Raw genomic sequence first — 24,696 nt, forward strand, 5'->3', positions numbered from 1 at the left:
CGAAGTAATAATTCAATTGATATGAAAACTATTTTAAGAAACTTTGTCAGCGTGCTTCGCCGTTTCAAAATGGCGATGTTGCTGAATGTATTTGGATTAAGTATCGCTTTTGCAGCTTTTATGGTGATTATGATGCAGGTGAATTACGACTACACGTTCGATTCCTGCCAGCCGGAAGCTGATGCAATCTACCGCATGGACATGGACTTTCAGGGAAAAGCGAGTGCCGTCTTCAGCCGTCCTTTTGCAAGAGGCTTTACAGAGTCATCGCCCCATATTAAGGCCGGCATGATTATGGCGTCGTGGAATTCCGAACTTTTTTATAGTGTCGAACGGCAAGGGGAGAGGCTGAATTTCCAGGACCCGGTCGTGAATGCTTCGCCCGGGATTACCCGTGTCTTTCATTTCGATATGGTGGAAGGAGATGAAACGGCATTGGATCAGCCGGAAACTGCCATCATTCCCGAAAGTATGGCGCGTCGCTTGTTCGGAGATGAGTCGGCTATAGGAAAACGGCTGATGAATGTAGAGACGGGAAGTACGGTAGCAACAATAAGCGGCGTCTTTAAAGATTTCCCCCTTAATTCTTCCATCCGGAATATTATCTACCGGCAGATGCACCCGAAAGAAAACTACGATACTTGGAATAATCAGAATTATTTCTTCTTTTTCCGAATGGATGATCCTGCTAATACGAAGGATGTGAAAGAAAACTTTATGAAGAATTTTGATGCATCCCAACAGTTCGGTAAGGATTTTGACTGGGAGAAAGATGGTATTGACCTGCGTATCACACCGCTTCCCGAGCTACATTTCCTGGAAAATGTTTCTTTCGACTCGATGCCGAAGGCCAGCCGTCAGACGGTGCGTGTTTTGTTTGCTATAGCTTTTGTTATCTTACTGATTGCGGGTATCAACTTTACCAATTTCAGTACGGCACTGACACCGATGCGTATCAAAAGTATCAATACGCAAAAAGTGTTGGGAAGTCCGGATAGTGTGCTTCGTTTGAGTTTGCTGGCGGAGGCGATTATCGTCAGTGCAGTGGCTTATCTGATTTCGCTGGGGATATTGTTTATAGCCGGTAAGACTTTTATAGCCTCTTTGGTGGATGCCGACATGGCTTTTTCGGCACAGTCGGGAGTTATTACTACTACGGCGGTTATTGCTGTGGCTGTCGGTGTGTTGGCTGGCCTTTATCCGGCCTGTTATATTACCTCTTTCCCGCCGGCACTGGTACTGAAAGGCAGTTTCGGACTGTCTCCAAAAGGGAGGTTGCTCAGAAGTACATTGGTCAGTATCCAGTTTATTGCTTCATTTATTCTGATTATCAGTTCCCTGTTCATGTTTTTGCAGAACCGGTTTATGCAGAATACACCGCTTGGATATGACAAGGACGAATTGATCGTGATGGAGCTGAACGGTAAGGTGAATAAGAGCCAGGATGTATTGGCGAGTGAGGTAAAAACATTCTCCGGGATTGAAGATATCACTTTTGCCGAACAAGTTTTATCGAGCCGGGACTTCTATATGGGATGGGGACGCGAGTATAAAGATAAGGATATTAACTTTCAATGTATCCCGGTGTCTCCTTCTTTCCTTCGTGTGATGGGGATTAAAGTGACCGACGGACGCGATTTTCGCCCGGAAGATGACTTGAAAGATACGGGATGCTATATATTTAATGAGAAAGCCCGTGAGATGTACGATCTGGAACTGGGGGATAAGATTGACGGTGGCGAGATTATTGGTTTTATGCCTAATATCAAGTTTGCTTCTTTCCGCAACGAAGTTTCACCAATGACTTTCTATGTCTGGGGAAAATACTATTGGGGAGGGGAAGTCGACAGTAAATATTATGCAGCAGCCTATGTCAGGGTAAAGGCCGGCAGTGATTTGCGTGCGGCAATGAAACATATTCAGGCTTCATTAAAGAAGATCGATCCGGTTTATCCTTTTAAAGTCTCTTTTTATGACGAGATATTACAACGTACCTATGTAAAGGAACTGAAGATCAGTAACCTGATCACCCTGTTCAGTGTCATTGCGATCTTAATCTCCATAGTGGGAGTCTTCGGACTGGTGGTGTTTGAGAGTGAATACAGACGTAAAGAGGTGGCTGTCCGCAAAGTATTAGGATCGTCCACTCCGCAAATATTGGTACTGTTCAACAGGAGTTATCTGATTATTCTGGTTATTTGTTTTATCTTGTCGGCTCCTGTGGCTTTCTATGGCGTATATCGCTGGTTGGAGAACTTTGCTTACCGTACTCCGATGTACTGGTGGGTATTTCTGGCAGCCTTTATTATTGTTTCGGTTATCACCTTTATAACCGTAACTTTCCAGAACTGGCATGTCGCTAATTCAAATCCGGTGGAGAGTATAAAGTCGGAGTGACCGGAAAGTTATTTTCCTTTATGAATGTCTAATAATTTGACAGCATTGTCTAATTATTAGACATTCATTTTTAAGGCGTGAGCCAAATGTTTTTGATTGACAAAGAGTTATCGTTTTGGCATGTTATTTGAACGAATTGGATAAAAAGAGGTCAATATGAAAACGATATTACGAAACTTTATCAGTGTACTCCGCCGTTTCAGGATGGCGACTTTGTTGAATATTCTGGGATTAAGTATTGCTTTCGCTGCATTTATGGTGATCATGATGCAGGTAAGTTATGATTATACGTTCGATTCCTGCCAGCCGGAATCAGAAGCGATCTATCGGATGGATATGCAATATCAGGGAGAACAGGTAGCCATTATGAGCCGTCCTTTGGCGAGGGCTTTTACAGAATCGTCGCCGCATATCAAAGCAGGAACCCTTATGACATCGTGGACTTCCGACGGGTTTTACAGTGTCGAACGGAGCGGTGAGATACAAAACTTTCAGGATCCGATAGCGACAGTTACCCCCGACTTTACCCGTGTTTTCCATTTCGATATGGTGGAAGGCGATGAAACGGCGCTGGAGCAACCGAAGTCGGCCATGATTCCCGAAAGCATCGCTAATCGCCTGTTCGGTAATGAATCGGCTATCGGTAAACAGTTGATGGGCGGGACATCGGGAAAAGTAGTTGCGATCGTCAACGGTGTTTTTAAAGATTTTCCCCGTAATTCATCTGTCCGCAATATCATTTACCTCCAGATGGATCCGAAGGAAAATTATGATGAGTGGGGTAACAGTAATTATTATTTCTTTTTCCGTATGGATGATCCGGCAAATGCGGAAGATGTGAAGGAAAACTTCAAAAAGAATTTCGATAAGACAAAAATGGCCGGTTCCGATCTGGATTGGGAAAGGGATAAGATCGACCTGCATATCACTCCGCTTACCCAATTACATTTCCTGACCAACGCTTCTTACGATTCGATGCCGAAAGCCAGTCGTCAGACAGTACAGGTACTGTTTGCCATCGCTTTCATAATCCTGCTGATTGCCGGTATCAATTTTACGAACTTCAGCACGGCATTGACGCCGATGCGCATTAAGAGCATCAATACGCAGAAGGTGCTCGGTAGTCCGGATAGCCTGCTACGGCTGAGTTTATTGGGAGAGGCTGTCATTATCAGTTTCGTGGCATTCCTGATTTCGCTGGTCGTATTGCATCTGGCTGAAAACTCGTTTATTGCTTCTCTGGTGGATGCCGATATGTCTTTGGGGGTACAATGGAAAATTATCGGTGTCACAGGGATCATTGCCTTGTTGGTCGGTGCGCTGGCAGGGGGTTATCCGGCTTGTTACATCACCTCTTTTCCACCGGCCCTGGTGCTAAAAGGGAGTTTTGGATTGTCGCCTAAAGGACGTGTGCTGCGGAGTACGCTGGTCAGTATTCAGTTTATTGCATCCTTTATCCTGATCATCGGTTCTCTGTTCATGTTCCTGCAAAACCATTATATGCAAAGTGCGCCGCTTGGATATGATAAGGACGAACTGATTGTTGTCGAGCTGAACAGTAAGATTAATAAAAACCTGAGTGTGCTGGAAAGTGAGATAAAAACATTTTCAGGAATAGAAGCTATCACGTGTGCCGACCAGATATTGTCGAGCCGGGACTATTATATGGGCTGGGGACGGAATTATAACGATAAACCGTTTTGTGCTGTCGGCTCCGGTTGCATTCTATGGCGTATATCGCTGGTTGGAGAACTTTGCTTACCGTACTCCGATCTATTGGTGGGTATTTCCGGTAGCCTTTGTTATTGTTTCGGCCATTACTTTTATAACCGTTACTTACCAGAACTGGCAAGTAGCAAATTCGAATCCGGTGGAAAGTATAAAGTCGGAGTAATCCGGCTTTAGAATGGATGCCATAAAAACAAACTGATATGAAGACAATATTACGAAACTTTTTCAGCGTGCTGCGCCGTTTCAGTCTGGCCGCTTTCCTGAATGTTGCGGGGTTGGCTGTTGCTTTTGCAACCTTTATCATTATTATGATACAGATCAGCTTCGAACGTAATTTCGATCGTTGTCATCCGACGGCCGACCGTATTTACCGGGTGGAATTAAGTGGCGAGGTGGTAGAGGCAGAGGCCGGGACATTTTCCCGTATCCTTCCGCGAGGATTGATCGAGGCTGTTATAGGATCATCTCCCCATATCGAGGCTGGTAGCCTGATTTTCCCTTATAGTCCGGCCATCTATTTTACGGTGACGTCGAACGGCGAACGGGAAGGCTATCATGAATTGATTCAGACTTGCCATCCGGCGCTGACCCATGTATTCGATTTTCCGATCATCGAAGGAGATATCGATTGCCTGAACGATCCTGAAAAACTGATTTTACCGGAAAGCATGGCTCGTAAGATATTTGGAAAACAGTCGGCTGTAGGTAAAGCATTACATGCCGAAGAGCAAATAATGAGCAAGAATGTAAGGGATTTTACTGTCGGAGCCGTTTATAAAGACTTCCCGGAAAATACGCAGATTCGTAACCTTATTTATACGGGTATCGATAATACTATGCGTGAGAATTTCGGATCCAGTAGTTTTATATGTTTCCTTTTACTGGATAATCCGGAATCGGCCCGGCTTGTTACGGACAACTTCAATGCGAACTTCGACTTTTCCAAGTTGGGGAGTGGGAAGGTACAGATAAAGTTGACGCTTCTTACGGACATTTATTATATGAATGAAAGCCAGGATGGTACGATTTTCCGCAGCGGTAATAAAGAAGTGACCTGGTTGCTTTTTTTTATTGCCTTACTGATCATTATAGTGGCTGCCATCAATTTTACGAATTTCAATACTTCGTTGACACCGATGCGTATCAGGAGTATCAATACCCAGAAAGTGTTAGGCAGTCCGGATTGCGTATTACGTCGGGCTTTATTGGCCGAAGCTGCTATTACCAGTCTGGTGGCCTGGCTGGCGAGCCTGTTCATTGTGCATGTGCTGGCTTCGACCGGTACCATGCCGTTTATAGAGGCTGATTTGAGTATAATAGATAACCTGCCGATTGTCTTGTTGACCGGTGTTATTGCATTGGTTACCGGCATACTGGCCGGGTTATATCCTTCCTGGTACGTGACCTCCTTTCCTCCGGCCCTGGTGCTGAAAGGAAGTTTTGGGCTTTCACCGTCGGGACGCAAATTACGTACGGTGTTGATCGGTATCCAATATGTGGTATCTATTTTATTAATTATCAGTGCTTGTTTTGTTCATTTGCAGAATAAATATATGCGTGGTTATTCGCTGGGATTTGACAAAGATCAGATCGCGATCGTTCCTTTGAGCAGTGACCTGTATATTAAATCTCATGAGACCTATGTTAATCGCCTGAAGGAATTTTCCGGTATCGAAGATGTGGCTTTTTCTCTGGAGAAGGTCGGTTCGCAGGATGGTTACAGTACGAACAGCGGTTCTGTCAAGGAAAATGATTTCCACTTCTTTATGATCTTTGTTTCCGCAAATTTCCTGCGTGTGATGGGAATCCCGGTAGAAGAGGGGCGTGACTTTTATCCGGCCGATGAAATGGCTGAAACTCCTTCTTACATTTTTAATTGTACGGCAAAACAGGAAGTAGGCATGGAAGTGGGGGATAAAATGGATTCGTGGGCTTCGGGTGATATTGTCGGGTTGACAGGCAATGTCAAGTTTACTTCGCTTCGAGAGGGAGAAAGTAATATCGGTTTTGTGACAGGGAAACTGCCTTATCCGCTAACTACTTCTTATATACGCCTGAAAGCCGGGGCAGATGTCGATGCAACCGTTTCACATATTTATAAAACACTGGCTGATATAGATCCGGCTTATCCGGTCGAGATCGAGTTTTATGATGCTGTGTTCAACGAATTATATCATAAGGAAGAGAATTTGCGTAGCCTGATCACGGTATTCAGCCTTTTGGCGATCATTATTTCGCTTGTGGGTGTCTTTAATCTGGTGGTATTCGATACACAATATCGCCGGAAAGAGATCGGTCTCCGAAAAGTGCATGGTGCGACTATCGGTGAAGTTTTGAAGATGCTGAACAGTTCCTATATTTATATTGTCCTGATTTGCTTTGTGCTGGCAGTACCGGTTGGTTATTATGGGATCAACAAGTGGCTGGAGAGTTTTGCCTATAAGACACCGATGTTTTGGTGGGTCTATCCGCTGGCTTTGCTTATTGTACTGACTATTACTGTCGGTACGGTGACTTACCAAAGCTGGCAGGCTGCTAATGCTAATCCGGTGGATAGTTTGAAGTCGGAATAACAGCGTTTTACATAGAATCTGTTTCAATGTCTAATAATTTGACAGCATTGTCTAATTATTAGACATTGTTCTTTTCTGACGGTTGGGCTAATATTCTGTTATTCTGTGCGTTGTTGCTTTGGCATGCAATTTGAATTACCAAAGTAAACATAAATAGTAATGAAGACAATACTAAGAAACTTTTTAAGCGTACTGCGTAGGTTCAAGATGGCAACCTTTTTGAATGTGGCGGGATTGGCAGTTGCATTTGCAGCCTTTATCGTTATTCTGATACAGGTAAATTATGAACGTAGTTTTGATCGTTGTCATCCGACGGCGGAAAGAGTTTTCAGAGTGGAGTTGGAAACTCCCGGTACATTCGGTCTTATTTTACCCCGTGGATTTGTAGAAACTGTTATTCAGTCATCTCCGCATATTGAGGCTGGATCGTTGATCTATCCTTATAATTCGGCTATTTATTTTTCCGTTATGGAGAATGGAGAGAAGATTGGTTACCGCGAACCGGTATATACTTGTAACCCTGAGATTACCCGTGTCTTTGATTTCCCGATATTGGAAGGGGATATCGATTGTTTGAAAGATCCCGATAAACTTATTTTACCTGAAAGCATAGCTCGGAAAATTTTTGGAGACCAACCGGCTGTAGGTAAAATGTTGCATGCCGAAGAGAATGTTGAGACCAAAGATAACCGTGAATATACCGTTGGTGCCGTTTATAAAGATTTCCCCGGGAACACCCAGATGAGGAATCTGATCTATACGGCTATCGGACCGACTTTTCAGCGGGATAATTTTGGGGCGAGTAATTTTGCCTGTTATGTGTTGCTGGATAAAGCGGAATCTGCACAGGATGTGGTTGATAACTTCAATGCAAATTTTGATTTTACTAAAATAGGAAAGAAAGATCAACAGCTTAAACTTACCCCTCTCACTGCTATTTATTATCTGAATGAAAGCCAGGACGGAATGATTTTCCGCAGTGGAAATAACGAAGTGACCTTGTTGTTATTTTTTATCGCCTTATTGATCATTATCGTAGCTGCTATCAATTTTACCAACTTCAGTACGGCCCTGACACCTCTTCGTATTAAGAGTATCAATACCCAAAAGGTATTGGGCAGTTCTGATAGATTATTACGAAACGCTTTGCTGGCGGAGGCTGCTATTGTCAGTCTTATAGCCTGGTTGATCAGTCTGGTTTTGGTCTGGATGCTCGGCAGGGCAACCGCTTTACCTTTTGTGGAAGCTGATTTGAGTATCCTGAAGAATTTACCGATTGTTTTGATCACGGGTGGAGTGGCATTGATAACCGGAGTGGTCGCCGGATTATATCCTTCCTGGTATGTGACCTCTTTTCCACCGGCACTGGTACTGAAAGGTAGTTTCGGACTTTCTCCGTCCGGTCGTAAACTGCGTACCATTCTGGTCAGTGTACAATTTATAGTTTCCATCCTGTTGATTATCGGGGCTAGCTTTGTACAGTTACAAAATGATTATATGCGTAGTTTTTCGCTTGGCTTCGATAAGGATCAGATTGCTATTGTGGAATTAAGCGGAGAACTTTATAACAAACATCATGAGACATATGTAAACCGGTTGAAGGAATTTCCGGATATCGAGGATGTTGCTTTTGCCATGGAAAAAGTGGCTTCAAAGGATGGTTACAGTACCAATGGAGCCGTTTTGAAGCAAAAGGAGTTTCACTTTTTCATGATCATGACTTCTCCCAATTTCCTTCGGGTGATGGGTATTCCGGTTGAAGAGGGGCGCGATTTCTCTTTGTCCGATGAGTTATCGGAAGAACCTGTTTATATATTTAATGAGACAGCTAAACTGGCGGTAAATATGGAACAGGGAGATATTCTTCAGTCATGGATTCCCGGCCGTATTATCGGATTTACCGGAAATGTGAAGTTTACCTCTCTTCGCAACGGTGAGAACAATATTGCTTTTGTGGTGTCAAAGATGCCTTATCCGATGTCTGTATCTTATATTCGTCTGAAAGCGGGATCCGATGTGCATGCTGCTGTTAATCATATCCGTAAGACATTGGCGGATCTTGATCCGGCCTATCCGTTTGATGTGCAGTTTTATGATACGATCTTTAATCATTTGTATCATAAGGAAGAGAATTTGCGTAGCCTGATTACTGTTTTCAGCATATTGGCAATAATCATATCGCTTGTGGGAGTATTCGGATTAGTCGTATTCGATACACAGTATCGCCGGAAAGAAATCGGTGTGCGTAAGGTACATGGGGCGACTAACAGTGAAATTCTGAAAATGCTTAACCGTTCATATATTTATATTGTACTGGTATGTTTTGCCCTGGCTACGCCGATCGGTTACTATGGCATTAAGAAATGGCTGGAAAGTTTTGCCTATAAGACACCGATGTACTGGTGGGTATATCTGGCCGCATTGACAATTGTACTGGTCATTACCATAGGTACAGTCACATTCCAGAGTTGGCGGGCGGCAAATGCCAATCCGGTAGATAGTTTGAAGGCACAATAAGTATTTCAACTAAACAGATTTACTACCATGTTTTTTGAAATGAACTGTCATACTATCATTTATTTGTGTAATATGTTGTATATATGCGTGTTGTCTTCTGATAGTTACCGTTTTTAACTGTCACTTATCTATCATGCAACTATCATAGCCTATTTGAAAAGACGGATAGATAAGTACTTCTTTTTAGTAAGTATACTGTTTAAAATCAGATGGATAGTAATATAAGTTGCTTGACACCCGGGTCTTGATATGCTCGACACCCGGGTGTAAGCATCGTTGAGATGGGGGTGTGAAACAGGTCGAAATGGGCATGCCGGCAACAAAAAATAGGTATTCGGATGAAAATAAGTCATAGGTTTGAGATAAAAAGGTAGTAGGGCGACGAATTATAAGAGGTGGTATCGAACGGTTACAGGTACTTTTTATGAATTGAAATGACTGTTCTTTGGTTAAAATCTCGTTAAAATGATGGTTGTATGTTAGATTAGTGATAGTTAAAAGCGGTAACTGTCATAGGTTAATGTGCATGTATATAGAGATTTACACGAGTAAATGATAGTATGATAGTTGATTCGTAGAAAACCTGACACTGTAAACGCAAAAAAAGGATATCCCATATGGAATATCCTTTCTTCTACTGATATATAATAAATATAATGTCAGTCAATTAGTTTCTGGGAAGTGCTTCTTTCACTACCATTGCCCGGCCTTCGTATTCTGCACCGTTCAATTCGTTGATAGCTTTGAAGGCTTCTGCATTTTCCGGCATTTCAACAAAAGCAAAACCTTTTGATCTTCTGGTGTCGCGGTCTACAATAAGTTTTACAGAATCAACTGTTCCGAACTCTTCCATTACATCTCTCAAATCTGATTCCTTAACATTGTAGCTAAGGTTACCAATATACATGTTCATAAATATAAAAATAAAAAATTAATAATATAACAATAAAACTTTAGGAAGGTCTTTATCAGAGATGGAAATACTCAATGTTTATAACTGAGGAGATACATGTGAAAGTAAGATCGAAATAAATCTCTTATTGTTTCTGATGCAAAGTAACGGAAACAATTTGGATAATGAACTATATATCTTGTTTATTATTCAATAATATATTATTATTATGAAATAAGGTCATTAATTAGTAATATGCCGTTATTCCGTTTTGTATAAGTTTATCCGACATTAGTTCCATCCTCTCGTTTTTTCTATCGGAAAAATATACGGGTAAAGCGGGCATATATTCGTAATATTGCAGTAGAAATATTAAATATGATATAGCATGAATAACCTTGAACGATCCAGGCACAGGAGGCCTGTTCTAAGTATCTTGATCTTGTTACTTTCGATTGTAACAATGAGCGCACAAACAACGACCTTGCATCCGGTTGCTTCCAACGACTGTGGTGTGGACGGCAAACAGCCGTTTCTGGTAAAAGGCGATAATTATACCATGCCCGATGAAACGGGAGGAAGTATGACGGCAAGAACCTGCAATTTCGGAGGGTCTGTTATCTATGCTTTCGACCGTTTGGATATACAGGCGGATTACCAGTTGGAGGTAGTCTATCTGGCGGATAGCGAGCGGCGGCAACGGATCGTAGCCGATGGAAACGAGGTGCAGGCTCCTGTCGTTCTTGAAAAAGGGAAGGAACAGCGTTATCGTATCGACCTGCCGAAAAAGGCATTTGCGTATGGACAGCTGGTACTGGTTTTCGAAGTATTGAAAGGACCGAATGCCATTGTTTCGGAATTGAATCTTTATTCATCCAATCCAAAGAAACCGATTCCTTTTGAAGGGGATAAAAAGCTGGCGCTGGCGCAGACGCAAAGTTATCGGGTGGATACGACCGTGAATGTGGAAGAACATCTTCCGGTTTATACAACTGTTCCGTACAGTGTGCCGGGCGTGTATAATCCGGTTCTGTCATTGAACGGAACCTGGCAGTTTAATCCGTCTCCGAAAGCTGATTTTTATACCCGTAAGGCCGATACGGACGGATGGAGTCCGATTGTCGTGCCCGGACAATGGTCGATGCAGGGATTCAAAGTCGATTCTGCCGGTTTTGGAGGTTATCAGACTCTTTTTACGTTGCCGGCGGACTGGAAAGGCAAGCAGGTGAAGTTGCGTTTCGACGGTGTATCCAGCGAATGTATTGTCTGGCTGAACGGAAAAGAGATAGGGACCCATATGGGGGGTATGACTGCGTTTGAGTTGGATGCTACCACAGCTTTGCAACCGGGAGAAAACAGATTAGCACTGAAGGTCCGTAGCGAATCGCTGGCAGATATGCTGGGAAGCCTGACGCAGTATGCCGCTCATCAACTGGGAGGTATTACGCGCAAAGTCACGCTTTTTGCCGTACCCGATGTGCATATTTTCGATCTCCGTATCGTGACGGAGTTGGATGAACAATATAAGGATGCTGAACTCAAAGTGTATCTGGCTGTGACAAATGCCGGAAAGGAGACGGAGAAGAATATAGCAGCGCGTCTTTCTATCGGCGGCCTTCCCGTTGTTCTCGATCAGGTAATTCCGGAACTGTCTCCGGGCCAAAACTGGACCGGATGGTTAACCGGAAAAGTGGCCGATCCCCGGAAATGGGATAATGAGCATCCTTATTTATATACGATGAAAATAGAATTGGGAAATGCGGACGTAACCACTGAACAGATAGAGAAACGTTTCGGTTTCCGTGAAGTAGAAGTGCAGGGCAACCGTCTGTTGGTAAACGGCAAGCCGGTAAAGTTGAGAGGCGTCTGCCGTCATGAAGCGCATCCGCTTACCGGTCGTGTCATGACTCTGGATCTGGAACGAAAAGATGTGGAATTATATCGTGCCGCCAACTGTAACTTTATCCGTACGTCACATTATCCTCCTTGCGAAGAATTACTTGAAATCTGTGATGAACTGGGAATGTTCGTCGAAGTGGAAGCACCTGTTTGCTGGATTGGTCATCATGCGAATGAGAACTGGAAAGTACTCGATTACCAGGATAGTACATATTATCCGTATGTCTTACAGGCAAATATGGAGACAATCCATTTCTACCGGAATCATCCGTCTGTTATCTTTTGGTCGATTGCCAACGAATCGTATTGGAACAAAGAGTTTGCCCAGGTTGAGGTATATGTGAAGAAAGCCGATCCGACTCGTCCGCATACTTTCCATGATCAAGCATACGGCGGTTTCAATAACCAGGGAAGTACGGCTCCCATTTCCAATATTCATTATCCCGGACCGGATGGATATAAGGTTGCCGCCAAGAGTGACCGTCCGATGGTGTATGGGGAATATTGCCACCTGAATGTTTACAACCGCAGCGAGTTGGTGACCGATCCCGGTGTGCGTAGCGACTGGGCGCTGGCACTGTCTCCGACCTGGGAAAATATGTATAAGACGGATGGTGTGCTGGGTGGTTCTATCTGGTCGGGTATCGACGATATTTTCCAATTGCCGAATGGGGATGCTGTGGGTTACGGTCCGTGGGGACCGATAGACGGATGGCGTCGTCCGAAACCGGAATATTGGGATATGAAAAAGATATATAGTCCGATTCGTGTGCAAACAGACCGGTTATCGCCAGCTAAAGAGTTGGTTATTCATTTGGAAAACAGATATACCTATACTAATTTCAATGAATTGCAGCTCAACTGGAAATATGGGGATGAACAGGGAGTTTCCTTCGCCTCGATTAGGCCGGGAGAGAGCGGTCAGATACGTATTCCGATTATGAATCCGGATCAGGCAAACGAACTGTATCTTTCTTTTACTGATCCGCGCGGTTTCATTGCCGACGAGTATATCATCCCGGTAGGTAAACAGGTTCAGAATGAATTACCGGAGTTGCAGCCGCTTACGACACAACTGAAGAAGGCAAGTGACCGTTATCGCATTACCGGCAAAAACTTTATTTGTGAAGTGAGTCGCACGACCGGACAAATCCTGTCGTTGAAACAGGGAAAGCAGGAGATACTGAACGGCGGTCCGTGGCTGATGGCGCTTCCTCTGAATGGCGGCGGTTGTTATCCGAACCATAATGCAAATACTCCTTTATTTAATGATATTTGCACGGAATGGAAACCGACGGAAATCGATGCGGCAAAAGTTGGTGACGATGTCATTGTCACGGTAAAAGGAAGCTATAAAGAATTTGAAGGAAGCTATAAACTGACTGTCAACGCGGCCGGAAAACTTTCTGTCAGCTATTCATTTAATGCGCTGGCTGACGTAAATCCCCGCCAATGGGGATTGGTTTTTGAGGCTCCGGCAACCTTCAATAAAACATTTTGGCGTCGTGATGGTCTGTGGAGTGTTTATCCGGAAGACCATATCAGTCGTCCGGTAGGAGAGGCAGACCTGTTTTATTCCGGTTTACCCTCGCATCTCAATCCGCGGGTGGAACCTACCTGGTCGTGGAGCCTCGATTACAATGAATTGGGAAGCAACGATTTCCGCTCTACCCGTCGTAATATCTGGTACGCCGGCCTAACCAATGCCGCAGGCAATAAGGTAACCGCCGTTTCAGATGGCAAACAGCACTGGCGTTCATGGCTGGAAAAAGACCGTATCCGTTTCCTGGTGGCAGATTTCGTCACTGCCGGCAACGAAATGTTCTTGAGTAGCTATTATGCTCCGTTCAGAAAACCGTTAAAGGCAGGGGATAATATTAGTGGTGCGATTGTATTGCATACGAACTGATTTGAAATATTCAGGGAGAGGAGGTAAAATAGTAAGACTTCCGTAAACTATATTGACTTGGATTGCTTATATTTGCATAGAAATGTTTAATCATATTGCCTTATGAAAGATAGTTATATCCGCTTTGACTGGGCCATCAAACGTCTTTTGCGTCAGAAAGCTAATTTCGGAGTGCTGGAAGGCTTCCTTTCCGTGTTGTTGGACGAAAAGGTTGAAATCATCGAGTTGTTGGAAAGTGAAAGTAACCAGCAAACCATTGACGATAAATTCAACAGAGTAGATATCAAGGCTAAAAACAGCAAGGGTGATATCATCATTGTGGAAGTACAGAATACACGTGAACTCTATTATCTTGAACGCATCCTTTATGGTGTGGCTAAGGCGATTACAGAACATATCTCTTTGGGAGAACGTTATTGCGAAGTGAAAAAAATATACTCCATAAGTATTCTATATTTTGATATAGGAAAAGGGGACGATTACCTGTATCATGGGCAGAATATTTTCACGGGGGTACATACGGGTGACCGTTTGGAAGTGATTACCAAAGAGAAAAATGCAATTGTGCATAAGCTTCCGGCAGAAATTTTTCCGGAATACTACCTGATTCGTGTGAACGAGTTTAATCAAGTAGCTGTGACCCCGTTGGAAGAATGGATAGAGTATCTGAAAACAGGGTGTATCCGCTCTGATACAACGGCTCCCGGTCTGGAAGAGGCGCGTGAGAAACTACGTTATTATAATATGACTCCCGAAGAACGTCATGCTTACGATGAACACCTGAATGCCATTATGATACAAAATGATGTTCTGGATGGTGCAAAGCTGGAAGGTCGTATGGAAGGTCGTATGGAAGGTCGTGTAGAAGGACGTATGGAAGGATTAGCCGAAGGTCGCGTAGAAGGTGAAATCCGAAAGCAAAATGAGATTGCTGCAAATATGAAAAAGTTAGGTCTAGATATTCAACTTATTTTGGAGGCTACTGGTCTAACGCTTGAAGAAATAGAGAAACTGTAATAATCTTGTAAGATTATTTTTTACCCCAATATCCATGCATATAAAGATATTGGGGTTTTTTATGTGTTTACGTGAATAGTATAGCATTTATCGAATGATTGTCCATCTTTTATCTTGTATAGTCTATTTGTTCTTTTAAAGAAAAACTCTTATTTTGCGGAGTAAATACGTATATAACAATACCATGAGAAGACTTACCTTATTACTAGCGTCTATCGGCTTAGTCATGACAGCCTATAGTCAACCGAACGTAACCCCAAAAGAATGGGACAATAATGAATATGCCGGAATATGGAAACTGTCAGTAGGCACACCCGAAAAGATCAACCTGCTGAGCGAACTCGATATAACTCCGAAGAAAGAAGCCTTGCAGCAGATGGCGGAAGGTCGGTTACCTATATCACCGGCTGATGTAAAAACAGAAGTAAGGGATGGCAAAACGTATATCAGTTTCCCGTTGGAAAAAGGGGAGAAGATATTCGGTCTGGGGCTTAACTTCAAAACTGTCGAACAACGGGGCCGTATCATGCGGCTGCACATGGATCATTACACCGGAAGCGATAACGGCCGTACCCATGCACCGGTTCCTTTCTTTGTCTCTTCCCGCGGCTATGGTGTATTAATCAATTCCGCCCGCTATATAGATTTATGGGTAGGAACGGCCGTTCGCAAGGGACCGAATGCCCCGGAGGAACAAGACCGTAATACAGATCCGACCTGGCCTGCACAACCTTATTCCGACAATATTGAAGTCCTGGTTCCTGCACAAGGTGTGGAATTGGTTTTCTTTGCCGGGCCAACCATGCAGGATGTTGTTCGCCGTTACAATCTGTATAATGGTGGTGGCGCTTTGCCTCCGCGTTGGGGGCTGGGGTTCTGGCACCGTACACCGACTTTGTTTACCGATAACGATGTAAAGAAAGAGGTGGATGAATTTGAGAAACGCGGATTTCCTCTTTCCGTGATCGGCCTTGAACCGGGATGGCATAGCAAAGCCTATCCTTGTACCTATGAATGGGATAAAACCCGTTTCCCGGATGCTCCCGGCTTTGCCAAAGAGATGCTCGACCGGAATATACGATTGAACCTCTGGATGAATCCGTATGTATCCAAACATAGTGAAGTATACAATAAAATAAAACCCTATACCGGTTCTCATACGGTCTGGCTGGGTGAGGTTCCTGACTACTCCATGCCTGAAGCCTGTAAAATCATGACCGATCACTTCCGTAAACATCAGGTCGACCTGGGAATAAGCGGATATAAGATGGATGAGAATGACGGATATGATTCCTGGTTGTGGCCTGACGTAGCTACGTTTCCTTCCGGTATCCCGGCGGAACAGTTGCGTAACCTGTATGGTTCGCTGATGCAACAGGCAACGGTAAAGATGTATCGTGAAAAGAATCTGCGTACTTATGGGCAGGTGCGTGCCGGTAATGCGGGAACGAATGCTTATCCTTATGTCCTGTATAATGACTATTACGACCATCGCGGTTTTATCACCGCTTTGATAAACAGTTCTTTTATCGGCGTGTTATGGACACCGGAAGTTCGTTCCTCCAAAACATCGGAAGAATGGCTTCGACGGATGCAGACCGTTTGTTTTTCGCCTATTGCACAGTTGAATGCCTGGGCGGACGGGACGAAACCATGGACTTTTGCAGATGTAGAAGATGATATTCGTGAAATCGCTTTGTTGCGTATTCAGTTGATACCTTATTTATATACCGCTTTTGCCGATTATGCTTTTTATGGAACACCTCCGGTACGTGCCATGAATCTGGAAGAAGGTTATTCTGTTGAAGCACAGACGGAAGAAGGTAAGCTGGATGCAACTGAGAATCCGTATGCGATGGCTGTACGCCGGGAAGTGAAAGACCAGTTTATGGTCGGCGAGAATATTCTGGTCGCCCCTTTGTTTGCCGGAGAGAAAGAACGTAAAGTCGTTCTCCCGCAAGGTAAATGGTATGATTTTTATACCGGAAAGTTTGCCGGTGAGGGAGAGGTCATAACTGTTATCCCGGCTGACCGCCATATTCCTGTATATGTAAAAGACGGCGGTATTATCCCACTCTGGCCTGCCATGTCGAAATTCGGAGATCGGAAATATCCGCTGGAAGTACGGCATTATGGAAACAAACCGGGCACATATTCTCTCTATGATGATGACGGAAGTTCCTATAACTACGAAAAGGGAGAGTTTACCCGCATCGACCTGACCGTTACGGTTGATAAGAAAGGAAAGAAAAAAGGGAAAGCCGTTCAACCGAAAGGAAAAAAGATTTGGTCATTCAGTGAATATAATTTCAAGTTTATGACGGAATAAGCAAATACTCTTTCCATATCACAGATGTATTTCTTTTGTTTCACAGTTGGATTCCGTTTGTATCACAGTTGAGTTTCTTTTGTTTCACAGCTGTGATATGAATAAAGAATTGGAGTTTATCCACACATGCTGGCGGGTAAATCATACTGTGACCGGGCTAATTGACTGTATCAGAAACATAATTTTATATGAAGCTAAGCAAAACTATTTCACTAACACTACTTTCTTTAACTCTGGGATGTTATCTGCATGCGCAGGATATTCAATCGTTGGCAGGAACCTGGCAGTTCAGTCTCGACCCTGCCGATCAGGGGATGAAAGAAAACTGGCAAGACCGTTCGTTTGATAAAACGATTGCCTTGCCGGGAACAACCGATGAAGCGCAATATGGCGAGAAGACGTCCGGTTCCGATTTCGGTATCTTGACCCGTGCTTATAAATACTACGGTCCGGCCTGGTATTCGAGAGAAATTGAAATTCCATCCGAATGGAACAGAAAACGCATTCGGATGGAACTGGAACGCGTCTTATGGGAGTCACGTGTTTTTGTGGATGGAAAGGAGGTGTCCGTGCAGGATGCTTTGTCTACTCCCCATTACCATGATCTCGGTTATCTATCCCCTGGTAAGCATCGTTTGACTATTCGTATCAATAATGATCTGATCTATAATATTGGCGATAAAGGTCATGTCTATACGGAATATACGCAAAGTATCTGGAATGGAGCTGTCGGACGCCTGCAACTGAAGGCGATCGAACCGGTTCATTTCTCTAATCCACAGGTATTTACCAAGGTTTCTCCCTGTTCCCTGCAACTGATGGATACCTTGATGAATACTTCCCCTAAAAAGATCGATGCACATATAACCTGGCAACTGACCGAGCGTGGGAGTGGAATGGTTGTTTTTACGGAAACAACCGAACAGCCGCTGCAGAAGGGAGCGAACGTACTGAATTTTAAAGCATCTATGCCGGAGGGTATCAAGCTATGGAATGATGTCACTCCCCATTTGTATCAGTTGAAAGTTACCATACGGGATAAAAAGAAAATATATGATACCCGTGAAATCGAGTTCGGTTTCCGGGAAGTGACGACATCCAAATCGAAAGTTCTTATCAACGGAAAACCTGTTTTTCTGCGTGGTAATCTCGATTGCGTGCATTTTCCGCTGACGGGTTATCCGTCTTGTAAGGTAGAAGATTGGGAAAAGATTTTCCGTATTCATAAAGACTACGGTCTGAACCATGTCCGTTTTCATTCCTGGTGTCCTCCGGAAGCAGCTTTTATCGCAGCTGACCGGATCGGTATTTATATCCAGGCAGAAACGATTTGGATCGACTGGTGGATGTCTGTCGAGCAGAAAGAACGGAAAGAGATGGATACCAAAGGCCATCCGCAGGGATTGGGTAAGAATCCTTCGGCCGACCGGTATGTGCAGCAGGAATTAACCCGTATGATCGATGCTTACGGCAACCATCCGTCTTTCATTATGCAATGTATCGGTAACGAGTTGGGGAACTCTGATTTCGACGTGATGGAGTCGTGGATGAAACCCTTGAAAGAAAAAGATTCGCGCCGCCTGTATGCAACTTCAACGGCTCGTAAGATCATGCCGCTCGATCAATATATGGTCACCCATTATATGGACGGACTGGGCGGAACCCGCGGGCTTCGGGGCGGTGCTTCTACCGCCTGGGATTTTGAAGATGTGTATTCACGTTCGGACATCCCCATTCTTTCGCATGAGATCGGGCAATGGCCGGTTTATCCGAAATGGGAGGAGATAAAGAAATATACAGGTGTACTGAAAGCCCGTAACTTCGAAGAGTTCCGCGAACAGGCACGCAAAAACAGGATCGAGGAACAGAATGAGGAATTTGTCGCAGCTTCCGGTGCCCTGAACCAGATCATGTACAAATATGAAATAGAGTCCTTCCTTCGTACGCCTTCCTGTGCCGGCATCCAGTTGCTTAGCATGCAGGATTATCAGGGGCAGGGCGAAGCGTTGATCGGTTGGCTGGATGTTTTTTATGACAGCAAAGGCATTACAACGCCTGAACAGTTCCGTGCGCACCATGATACGACAGTTCCTTTGTTACGTATGCCTAAATATGTATGGGAAAACAACGAGCCTTTTACGGCTGAAATGCAGTTGGCACATTACGGAACCGAAGATTTGCAGGAGGGGCTTTACTGGAAGATTAAAGATGAAAACAGTAATCTGGTCGCTTCCGGAAAGACTGCATCCCGCCGTTGGCCCGTAGGTACTTCCGAACTGGGAGGTAAAATAAATTGTGATCTTTCTTCTATCTCTGCCGCTCAAAAACTGACGGTTGAAGTCGGTTTGCAGGGACGGTCCATCGTTAACCGTTGGAATATCTGGGTTTATCCGTCTGCAAAATCTTCGGGCAAACCTGTTGTGGCCGAAGATGTGTATGTCACCGACCGGATGGATGCGGAATGCCTGAAACGTTTGGAAAAAGGAGAGAAGGTTCTTTTGCAGGCGTCTGCTTTAGGGACGGAAGAAACCTGCGATAAGATTAGTTTTTATCCTTTATATTGGTCGCTGACTTTCTTCCCCGGGCAGGGTAAGAATACGATCGGTATGATTGTTCGCGATAAACATCCGTTGTTTGCCCAGTTCCCGACCGATTCACATAGCGACTGGCAGTGGCAATCCGTTTATAAAGATGCCCGTGCCTTCTATATAAACGACTATCCGGAAAGTTATAAGCCGATTGCGCAGCCGGTCGATGATTTCCACCGGAATAATAAGCTGGCCTCTATCTTTGAGTTGAAAGTAGGAAAAGGAAAATTGCTTGTCTGCGGCTTTGACCTGAAAGATGAAAAGAATCCGGCTGCACGCCAGTTGAAGAACAGCATCCTGCATTATATGAGTTCGGACGATTTTGATCCTTCGTATGAAAAAGATATTGCCTCCTTGCAGAAAATGCTGACTTATGTGGAACCATTGAAGAGTACTGTTACCGGCGAGTTCAGCAATGCTTTGCTGTATATAGACTGTGCAGCTCCGGATAAAACCTTTGCCAATAAGAAGACAACATACGAGATAACTCCCGACTGGCAGGCAAAGGAGATGGAGTTGACGATCCAATGTCCTCCGGGAATCATCGGTTCCTTATATGTTTGTTTTGCCGACAAGGATAAGAAAGGACGCACGGGGCATCTAGTCTTCGAAGGTCGTGACTACGAATTGGTAAAACAAGAGAATGAAGAGTCATGGGTTAAACTCCATATTATGCGTGAAGATTCAAATGACGGAATACTTCGTTTGAAAGCAAAGCTGAAGAATGGTCCTGATTTGGTTATTTCGAAAGTGGCTATCGTGGAGGAATGATCGTTCAATAAAGACTGTCGGTTTTTTGTAAAATTAGGGAATCTTTTTGCAGAATCCGATATGGATATAAAGAAAAGAGGAAGTATGTTGCTTTTATATATTTCCTCTTTTTATCTTTGTATATAAGTGAAAAAAACAGATATTATGAAGAAAAACTTATTATTAGCATTAAGTGTGTGGTTACTGACATCCTGCAATGCCGGAATTGATCTTCCGGTTAGACCGTCGGATAGCGATTTACAATTCTCCGATCTGGCAAAGACCTGGGATGAGGGAATGCCATTAGGAAATGCGACTGTTGGTGCCCTGGTTTGGCAGCGGGATTCGGCTTTACGCTTATCCCTGGACAGGATTGACCTTTGGGATTTGCGTCCGATGGATAGTATCTCCGGTCCGAATAACCGGTTTGCCTGGGTTCGTGAACAAGTGAAGAAAAAGGATTATCTTCCGGTTCAGCAGAAATACGACCATCCGTATGACCGTCAACCGGCTCCGTCCAAAATACCGGGGGCGGCGCTGGAATTTTCTTTGGAAGAACTGGGCTCTCCTTCTGATGTCCGTCTTTATCTGAATGACGCGCTTTGTGAAGCGACGTGGGATAACGGAACCACGTTGAAAACTTTTGTTCATGCCACCGAACCGGTCGGTTGGTTTGTTTTCGAGAATTTACCCTCGTCAATAACTCCTACCTTAATTTCTCCCAAATACAGTACAGGAGGAGATAAAGCCGGTAATTCTGTAGAAGGGCAGGATTTGCGTCGTCTAGGTTATAAACAAGGTACTATTGATGAAGATGCGAATCAGATAGCCTATCATCAGGAAGGCTGGAATGGTTTTTCGTATGATGTGAATGTTCGTTGGGAGCAGAAAGGAAAGACGCTGTATGGTGTCTGGAGTGTGACTTCTTCATTGGAATCCGATAAGGCAACTGAAAAGACACAGGAAGCCATGACACGCGGAGTGAATCAGGATTATCAGTCTCATCTGAATTTCTGGAAGAACTATTGGGCACAGTCATCCGTCACACTTCCGGATCCTGTTTTACAGAAACAATATGATAATGAAATGTATAAATATGGTTCTGCCACTCGCGAAAACTCTTATCCTATCTCTTTACAGGCCGTATGGACTGCCGATAACGGTAAACTCCCGCCCTGGAAAGGTGATTATCATCATGACCTGAATACTCAACTCAGCTACTGGCCGACTTATACCGGCAACCATCTGACGGAAGGTCTGGGTTATCTGAATACGCTTTGGAATCAGCGGGATGTCTATAAGGAATATACCCGCCAGTATTTTGAAACGGATGGAATGAATGTCCCCGGTGTATGTACGTTGTTAGGTGTTCCGATGGGTGGATGGATTCAATATTCCATGTCGCAGACGGCCGGAGCCTGGCTGGCACAGCATTTTTATCTTCACTGGAAATATTCGATGGACCGTGATTTCCTGAAAGACCGTGCTTATCCTTTCCTGAAAGATGTGGCTACATACCTGGAACAAATATCCGTGGTGGATGCTCAGAGTGTTCGTAAACTGACCATGAGTTCCAGTCCTGAGATATACGATAACTCGATCAACGCCTGGTTTAAGGATATGACAAACTATGATCTGGCTTTGATGAAGTTCGCTTTCAGTGCCGCATCTGAACTTGCCGGGGAATTAGAGATTCCGGAAGAGGCTGCTCATTGGAAAAAACTGAATGAACAACTACCGGAACTGGATGTGGATAAGGATGGTGCCTTGACGTTTGCCAAAGGTTTCTCATACGATCAATCCCACCGCCATTTCTCTCATGCGATGGCTATCCATCCATTGGGTTTGCTGGATTGGAACCAGGGTGAAAAGTCACAACAGATCATTAAAGCTACGATAAAGAAGTTGCAGGATTATGGTCCCGACTACTGGACCGGTTATTCATACAGTTGGTTTGGTAATATGAAAGCCCGTGCATTTGACGGTGATGGTGCCGCCCGGGAATTGCGTACATTTGCTGAATGTTTCTGCTTGCGTAATACATTCCATGCCAACGGCGACCAGACAAAAACAGGAAAATCCAAATTCACATACCGTCCGTTTACCCTGGAAGGTAACTTTGCCTTCGCTGCCGGTATCCAGGAAATGCTTTTGCAAAGCCATACCGGAATCATCCGTGTATTCCCGGCAATCCCTTCCGACTGGTCGAATGTATCTTTTGATAACCTTCGTGCCATGGGTGCTTTCCTTATCTCTGCCGAAAAACAAAACGGAAAGATCACCAAACTGCGCATTTATCCGGAACAGGGCGGAACATTACGTCTCGCTTCTCCGTTCGGAACAGATGAAGCAGTAGTAACGGGTAATGCCGGAGATGTTACGAACGAGGATGGTATATTATCGTTTGAAACCCGTAAAGGTGAATGGGTGGATATAAAGCCGGCAGATCATCGTATTGAATAGTTCTTTGGAATAAATAGAACAGAAAGTGTATGGACCGGGCTGAGATTGAATGTCGTCTGACAAATCAATCACTCGCCCCGGTCCATACATTTTTTTGTTACATATTGTCTGGATTACATTTTGACATTTGGGATATTTTCTATAACTTGCCGTGATTTTTAATACTAAATCTGATTTGACTTAAACGAAAAATTAAGAATGTACAATAATTAAAACAATCATTTTATGAAATTCCAGAAAACACTATTCGGATGTTTAGTTGGCGTAGCTTTGTCTATGAATGTAAACGCCCAAGAAGTACAAGGATTTGTTCATGAACGTTCTACCGATTATGAATGGCCTACAGATCAACAGGTCTTGGATAAACTTGATAAATGGCAGGACCAGAAATTCGGTGTATTATTCCATTGGGGACTTTATTCGGTTCCGGGTATTGTAGAGTCATGGTCTATTTGTTCAGAGGATGTAGACTGGATTTCCCGTAAAAAGGATATGACGTACGATGAATACAAGAAGTGGTATTGGGGATTGAAGGAATCACTGAACCCGACACAGTTCAATCCGGACAAATGGGCTGATATTATGAAGGATGCCGGAATGAAATATATGATTTTTACAACCAAACACCATGATGGTTTCTGTATGTTTGATTCAAAATATACAGATTTTTCTATTGCAAACGGTCCTTTTGCCAATAACCCCAAAAAAGATGTAGCCCGTTATGTCTTTGACGCATTCCGTCAGAAGGATTTCATGATCGGGTGTTATTTCTCCAAACCGGACTGGCATTGCGAATGGTTTTGGAATCCTTATTTTGCAACTCCCAACCGCCGCCAGAATTATAAGATAGACCGTCATCCGGACTGGTGGAAAAATTACCAGGAATTTACCTATAACCAGATGGATGAACTGATGACTAATTATGGCAACTTCGATATCCTTTGGCTGGATGGCGGCTGGGTGACCGGTGGAGATGTCCATCTGGATAAATTATTGAACAAGGTACGTACTTCTACTCAACCGGGGTTGATTTCTGTGGATCGTACTATCCGTGGAAAAAATGAAAATTATCAAACTCCGGAACGTAGTATTCCTGAGACTCAGTTGAATAATCCCTGGGAAAGTTGCATTACTTTGAGCAACGACTGGGGATGGGTTCCTAATGCTCCTTATAAATCACCGACGAAAGTTATCGGTCTGCTGGCTGAAATCACGGCTAAAGGCGGATGTCTGCTGCTGGGTGTCGGTCCTACGCCGCAGGGTACTATTGAAGATGCTGTTGCAGAACGTCTGCATGTGATCGGCGACTGGCTGAGAGCCAATGGAAAGGCTATTTACAACACTCGTATCACTCCGGTTTATAATGATGGAAATGTTTGGTTTACAGCAGACAAGGACGGCAAAACATTATATGCTGTTTATGCTTTGCCGGAAGGAGAGAATTTGCCTGAAACAATTGAATGGACAGGAAACATTCCGACAGGAAAAATGAAAATGCTGAAAGGTAACAAAACAGTGAAATATACCAGCAAGGACGGTAAGGTAAAAGTTATTCTTCCGAAAGGGTTGAAAAACGAACCGGTTGCTTTGCAGTTCACTTTGAAGAGATAATAAATGAAATAAAATAACAC

The 24,696-nt window shown here is 43.9% G+C and carries 10 protein-coding genes and 1 pseudogene; 10 read left to right on the plus strand and 1 reads right to left on the minus strand.

Annotated elements, in window-relative coordinates; genetic code table 11:
- Positions 1 to 21 precede the first annotated feature (21 nt).
- The 4 genes and pseudogenes from HMPREF1535_RS16105 (at position 22) to HMPREF1535_RS16120 (ending at position 9,218) form a co-directional block, all read left to right on the plus strand.
- Entirely contained in the window at positions 22 to 2,397 is a 2,376-nt protein-coding gene (locus HMPREF1535_RS16105; protein ID WP_046146826.1) for an ABC transporter permease, read from the plus strand.
- Between the two features lie 156 nt (positions 2,398 to 2,553).
- Positions 2,554 to 4,291 (plus strand): annotated as a pseudogene (locus HMPREF1535_RS16110) (ABC transporter permease).
- Positions 4,292 to 4,328: 37 nt separating this feature from the next.
- The gene (locus HMPREF1535_RS16115) at positions 4,329 to 6,701 is read left to right on the plus strand and encodes an ABC transporter permease (protein ID WP_046146827.1); all 2,373 of its coding nucleotides are present in this window, start codon (positions 4,329 to 4,331) and stop codon (positions 6,699 to 6,701) included.
- A 159-nt stretch (positions 6,702 to 6,860) separates the two neighbouring features.
- Complete coding sequence (locus tag HMPREF1535_RS16120) at positions 6,861 to 9,218, plus strand: ABC transporter permease (protein WP_046146828.1); 2,358 nt, start codon at positions 6,861 to 6,863, stop codon at positions 9,216 to 9,218.
- A gap of 667 nt (positions 9,219 to 9,885) precedes the next feature.
- On the opposite strand, the gene HMPREF1535_RS16125 is transcribed toward HMPREF1535_RS16120, so the two are convergent.
- On the minus strand, positions 9,886 to 10,131 hold the full coding sequence (locus HMPREF1535_RS16125; RefSeq protein WP_007653338.1) for an RNA-binding regulator: 246 nt from the start codon (positions 10,129 to 10,131) through the stop codon (positions 9,886 to 9,888).
- Between the two features lie 367 nt (positions 10,132 to 10,498).
- On the opposite strand from HMPREF1535_RS16125, the gene HMPREF1535_RS16130 reads away from it, so the two are divergent.
- The 6 genes from HMPREF1535_RS16130 (at position 10,499) to HMPREF1535_RS16155 (ending at position 24,676) form a co-directional block, all read left to right on the plus strand.
- Positions 10,499 to 13,918 carry a glycoside hydrolase family 2 protein gene (locus HMPREF1535_RS16130; RefSeq protein WP_046146829.1) on the plus strand — a complete coding sequence of 1,140 codons (3,420 nt, stop codon included), beginning with the start codon at positions 10,499 to 10,501 and terminating at the stop codon, positions 13,916 to 13,918.
- A gap of 102 nt (positions 13,919 to 14,020) precedes the next feature.
- Positions 14,021 to 14,935 (plus strand): Rpn family recombination-promoting nuclease/putative transposase, encoded by a 915-nt coding sequence (locus HMPREF1535_RS16135; RefSeq protein ID WP_046146830.1) that lies wholly within the window; start codon positions 14,021 to 14,023, stop codon positions 14,933 to 14,935.
- A 184-nt stretch (positions 14,936 to 15,119) separates the two neighbouring features.
- Positions 15,120 to 17,264, plus strand: coding sequence for a TIM-barrel domain-containing protein (locus HMPREF1535_RS16140; protein ID WP_244275644.1), 2,145 nt, complete (start codon positions 15,120 to 15,122; stop codon positions 17,262 to 17,264).
- A gap of 188 nt (positions 17,265 to 17,452) precedes the next feature.
- Complete coding sequence (locus HMPREF1535_RS16145; RefSeq protein WP_046146832.1) at positions 17,453 to 20,623, plus strand: glycoside hydrolase family 2 protein; 3,171 nt, start codon at positions 17,453 to 17,455, stop codon at positions 20,621 to 20,623.
- 144 nt (positions 20,624 to 20,767) lie between these two features.
- On the plus strand, positions 20,768 to 23,065 hold the full coding sequence (locus HMPREF1535_RS16150) for a glycosyl hydrolase family 95 catalytic domain-containing protein (protein ID WP_046146833.1): 2,298 nt from the start codon (positions 20,768 to 20,770) through the stop codon (positions 23,063 to 23,065).
- A gap of 225 nt (positions 23,066 to 23,290) precedes the next feature.
- Positions 23,291 to 24,676 carry an alpha-L-fucosidase gene (locus HMPREF1535_RS16155; RefSeq protein WP_046146834.1) on the plus strand — a complete coding sequence of 462 codons (1,386 nt, stop codon included), beginning with the start codon at positions 23,291 to 23,293 and terminating at the stop codon, positions 24,674 to 24,676.
- Positions 24,677 to 24,696 lie beyond the last annotated feature (20 nt).

This window comes from Parabacteroides goldsteinii DSM 19448 = WAL 12034 (genome assembly GCF_000969835.1).
Taxonomy (GTDB): Bacteria; Bacteroidota; Bacteroidia; order Bacteroidales; family Tannerellaceae; genus Parabacteroides; species Parabacteroides goldsteinii.

Excerpts from the sequence above, each read along its gene's own strand:
- HMPREF1535_RS16115 (WP_046146827.1), top strand. The coding sequence starts at position 4,329 with ATGAAGACAATATTACGAAACTTTTTCAGCGTGCTGCGCCGTTTCAGT.
- HMPREF1535_RS16130 (WP_046146829.1), top strand. The coding sequence starts at position 10,499 with ATGAATAACCTTGAACGATCCAGGCACAGGAGGCCTGTTCTAAGTATC.
- HMPREF1535_RS16155 (WP_046146834.1), top strand. The coding sequence starts at position 23,291 with ATGAAATTCCAGAAAACACTATTCGGATGTTTAGTTGGCGTAGCTTTG.
- HMPREF1535_RS16140 (WP_244275644.1), top strand. The coding sequence starts at position 15,120 with ATGAGAAGACTTACCTTATTACTAGCGTCTATCGGCTTAGTCATGACA.
- HMPREF1535_RS16105 (WP_046146826.1), top strand. The coding sequence starts at position 22 with ATGAAAACTATTTTAAGAAACTTTGTCAGCGTGCTTCGCCGTTTCAAA.
- HMPREF1535_RS16135 (WP_046146830.1), top strand. The coding sequence starts at position 14,021 with ATGAAAGATAGTTATATCCGCTTTGACTGGGCCATCAAACGTCTTTTG.
- HMPREF1535_RS16150 (WP_046146833.1), top strand. The coding sequence starts at position 20,768 with ATGAAGAAAAACTTATTATTAGCATTAAGTGTGTGGTTACTGACATCC.
- HMPREF1535_RS16125 (WP_007653338.1), bottom strand. The coding sequence starts at position 10,131 with ATGAACATGTATATTGGTAACCTTAGCTACAATGTTAAGGAATCAGAT.
- HMPREF1535_RS16120 (WP_046146828.1), top strand. The coding sequence starts at position 6,861 with ATGAAGACAATACTAAGAAACTTTTTAAGCGTACTGCGTAGGTTCAAG.
- HMPREF1535_RS16145 (WP_046146832.1), top strand. The coding sequence starts at position 17,453 with ATGAAGCTAAGCAAAACTATTTCACTAACACTACTTTCTTTAACTCTG.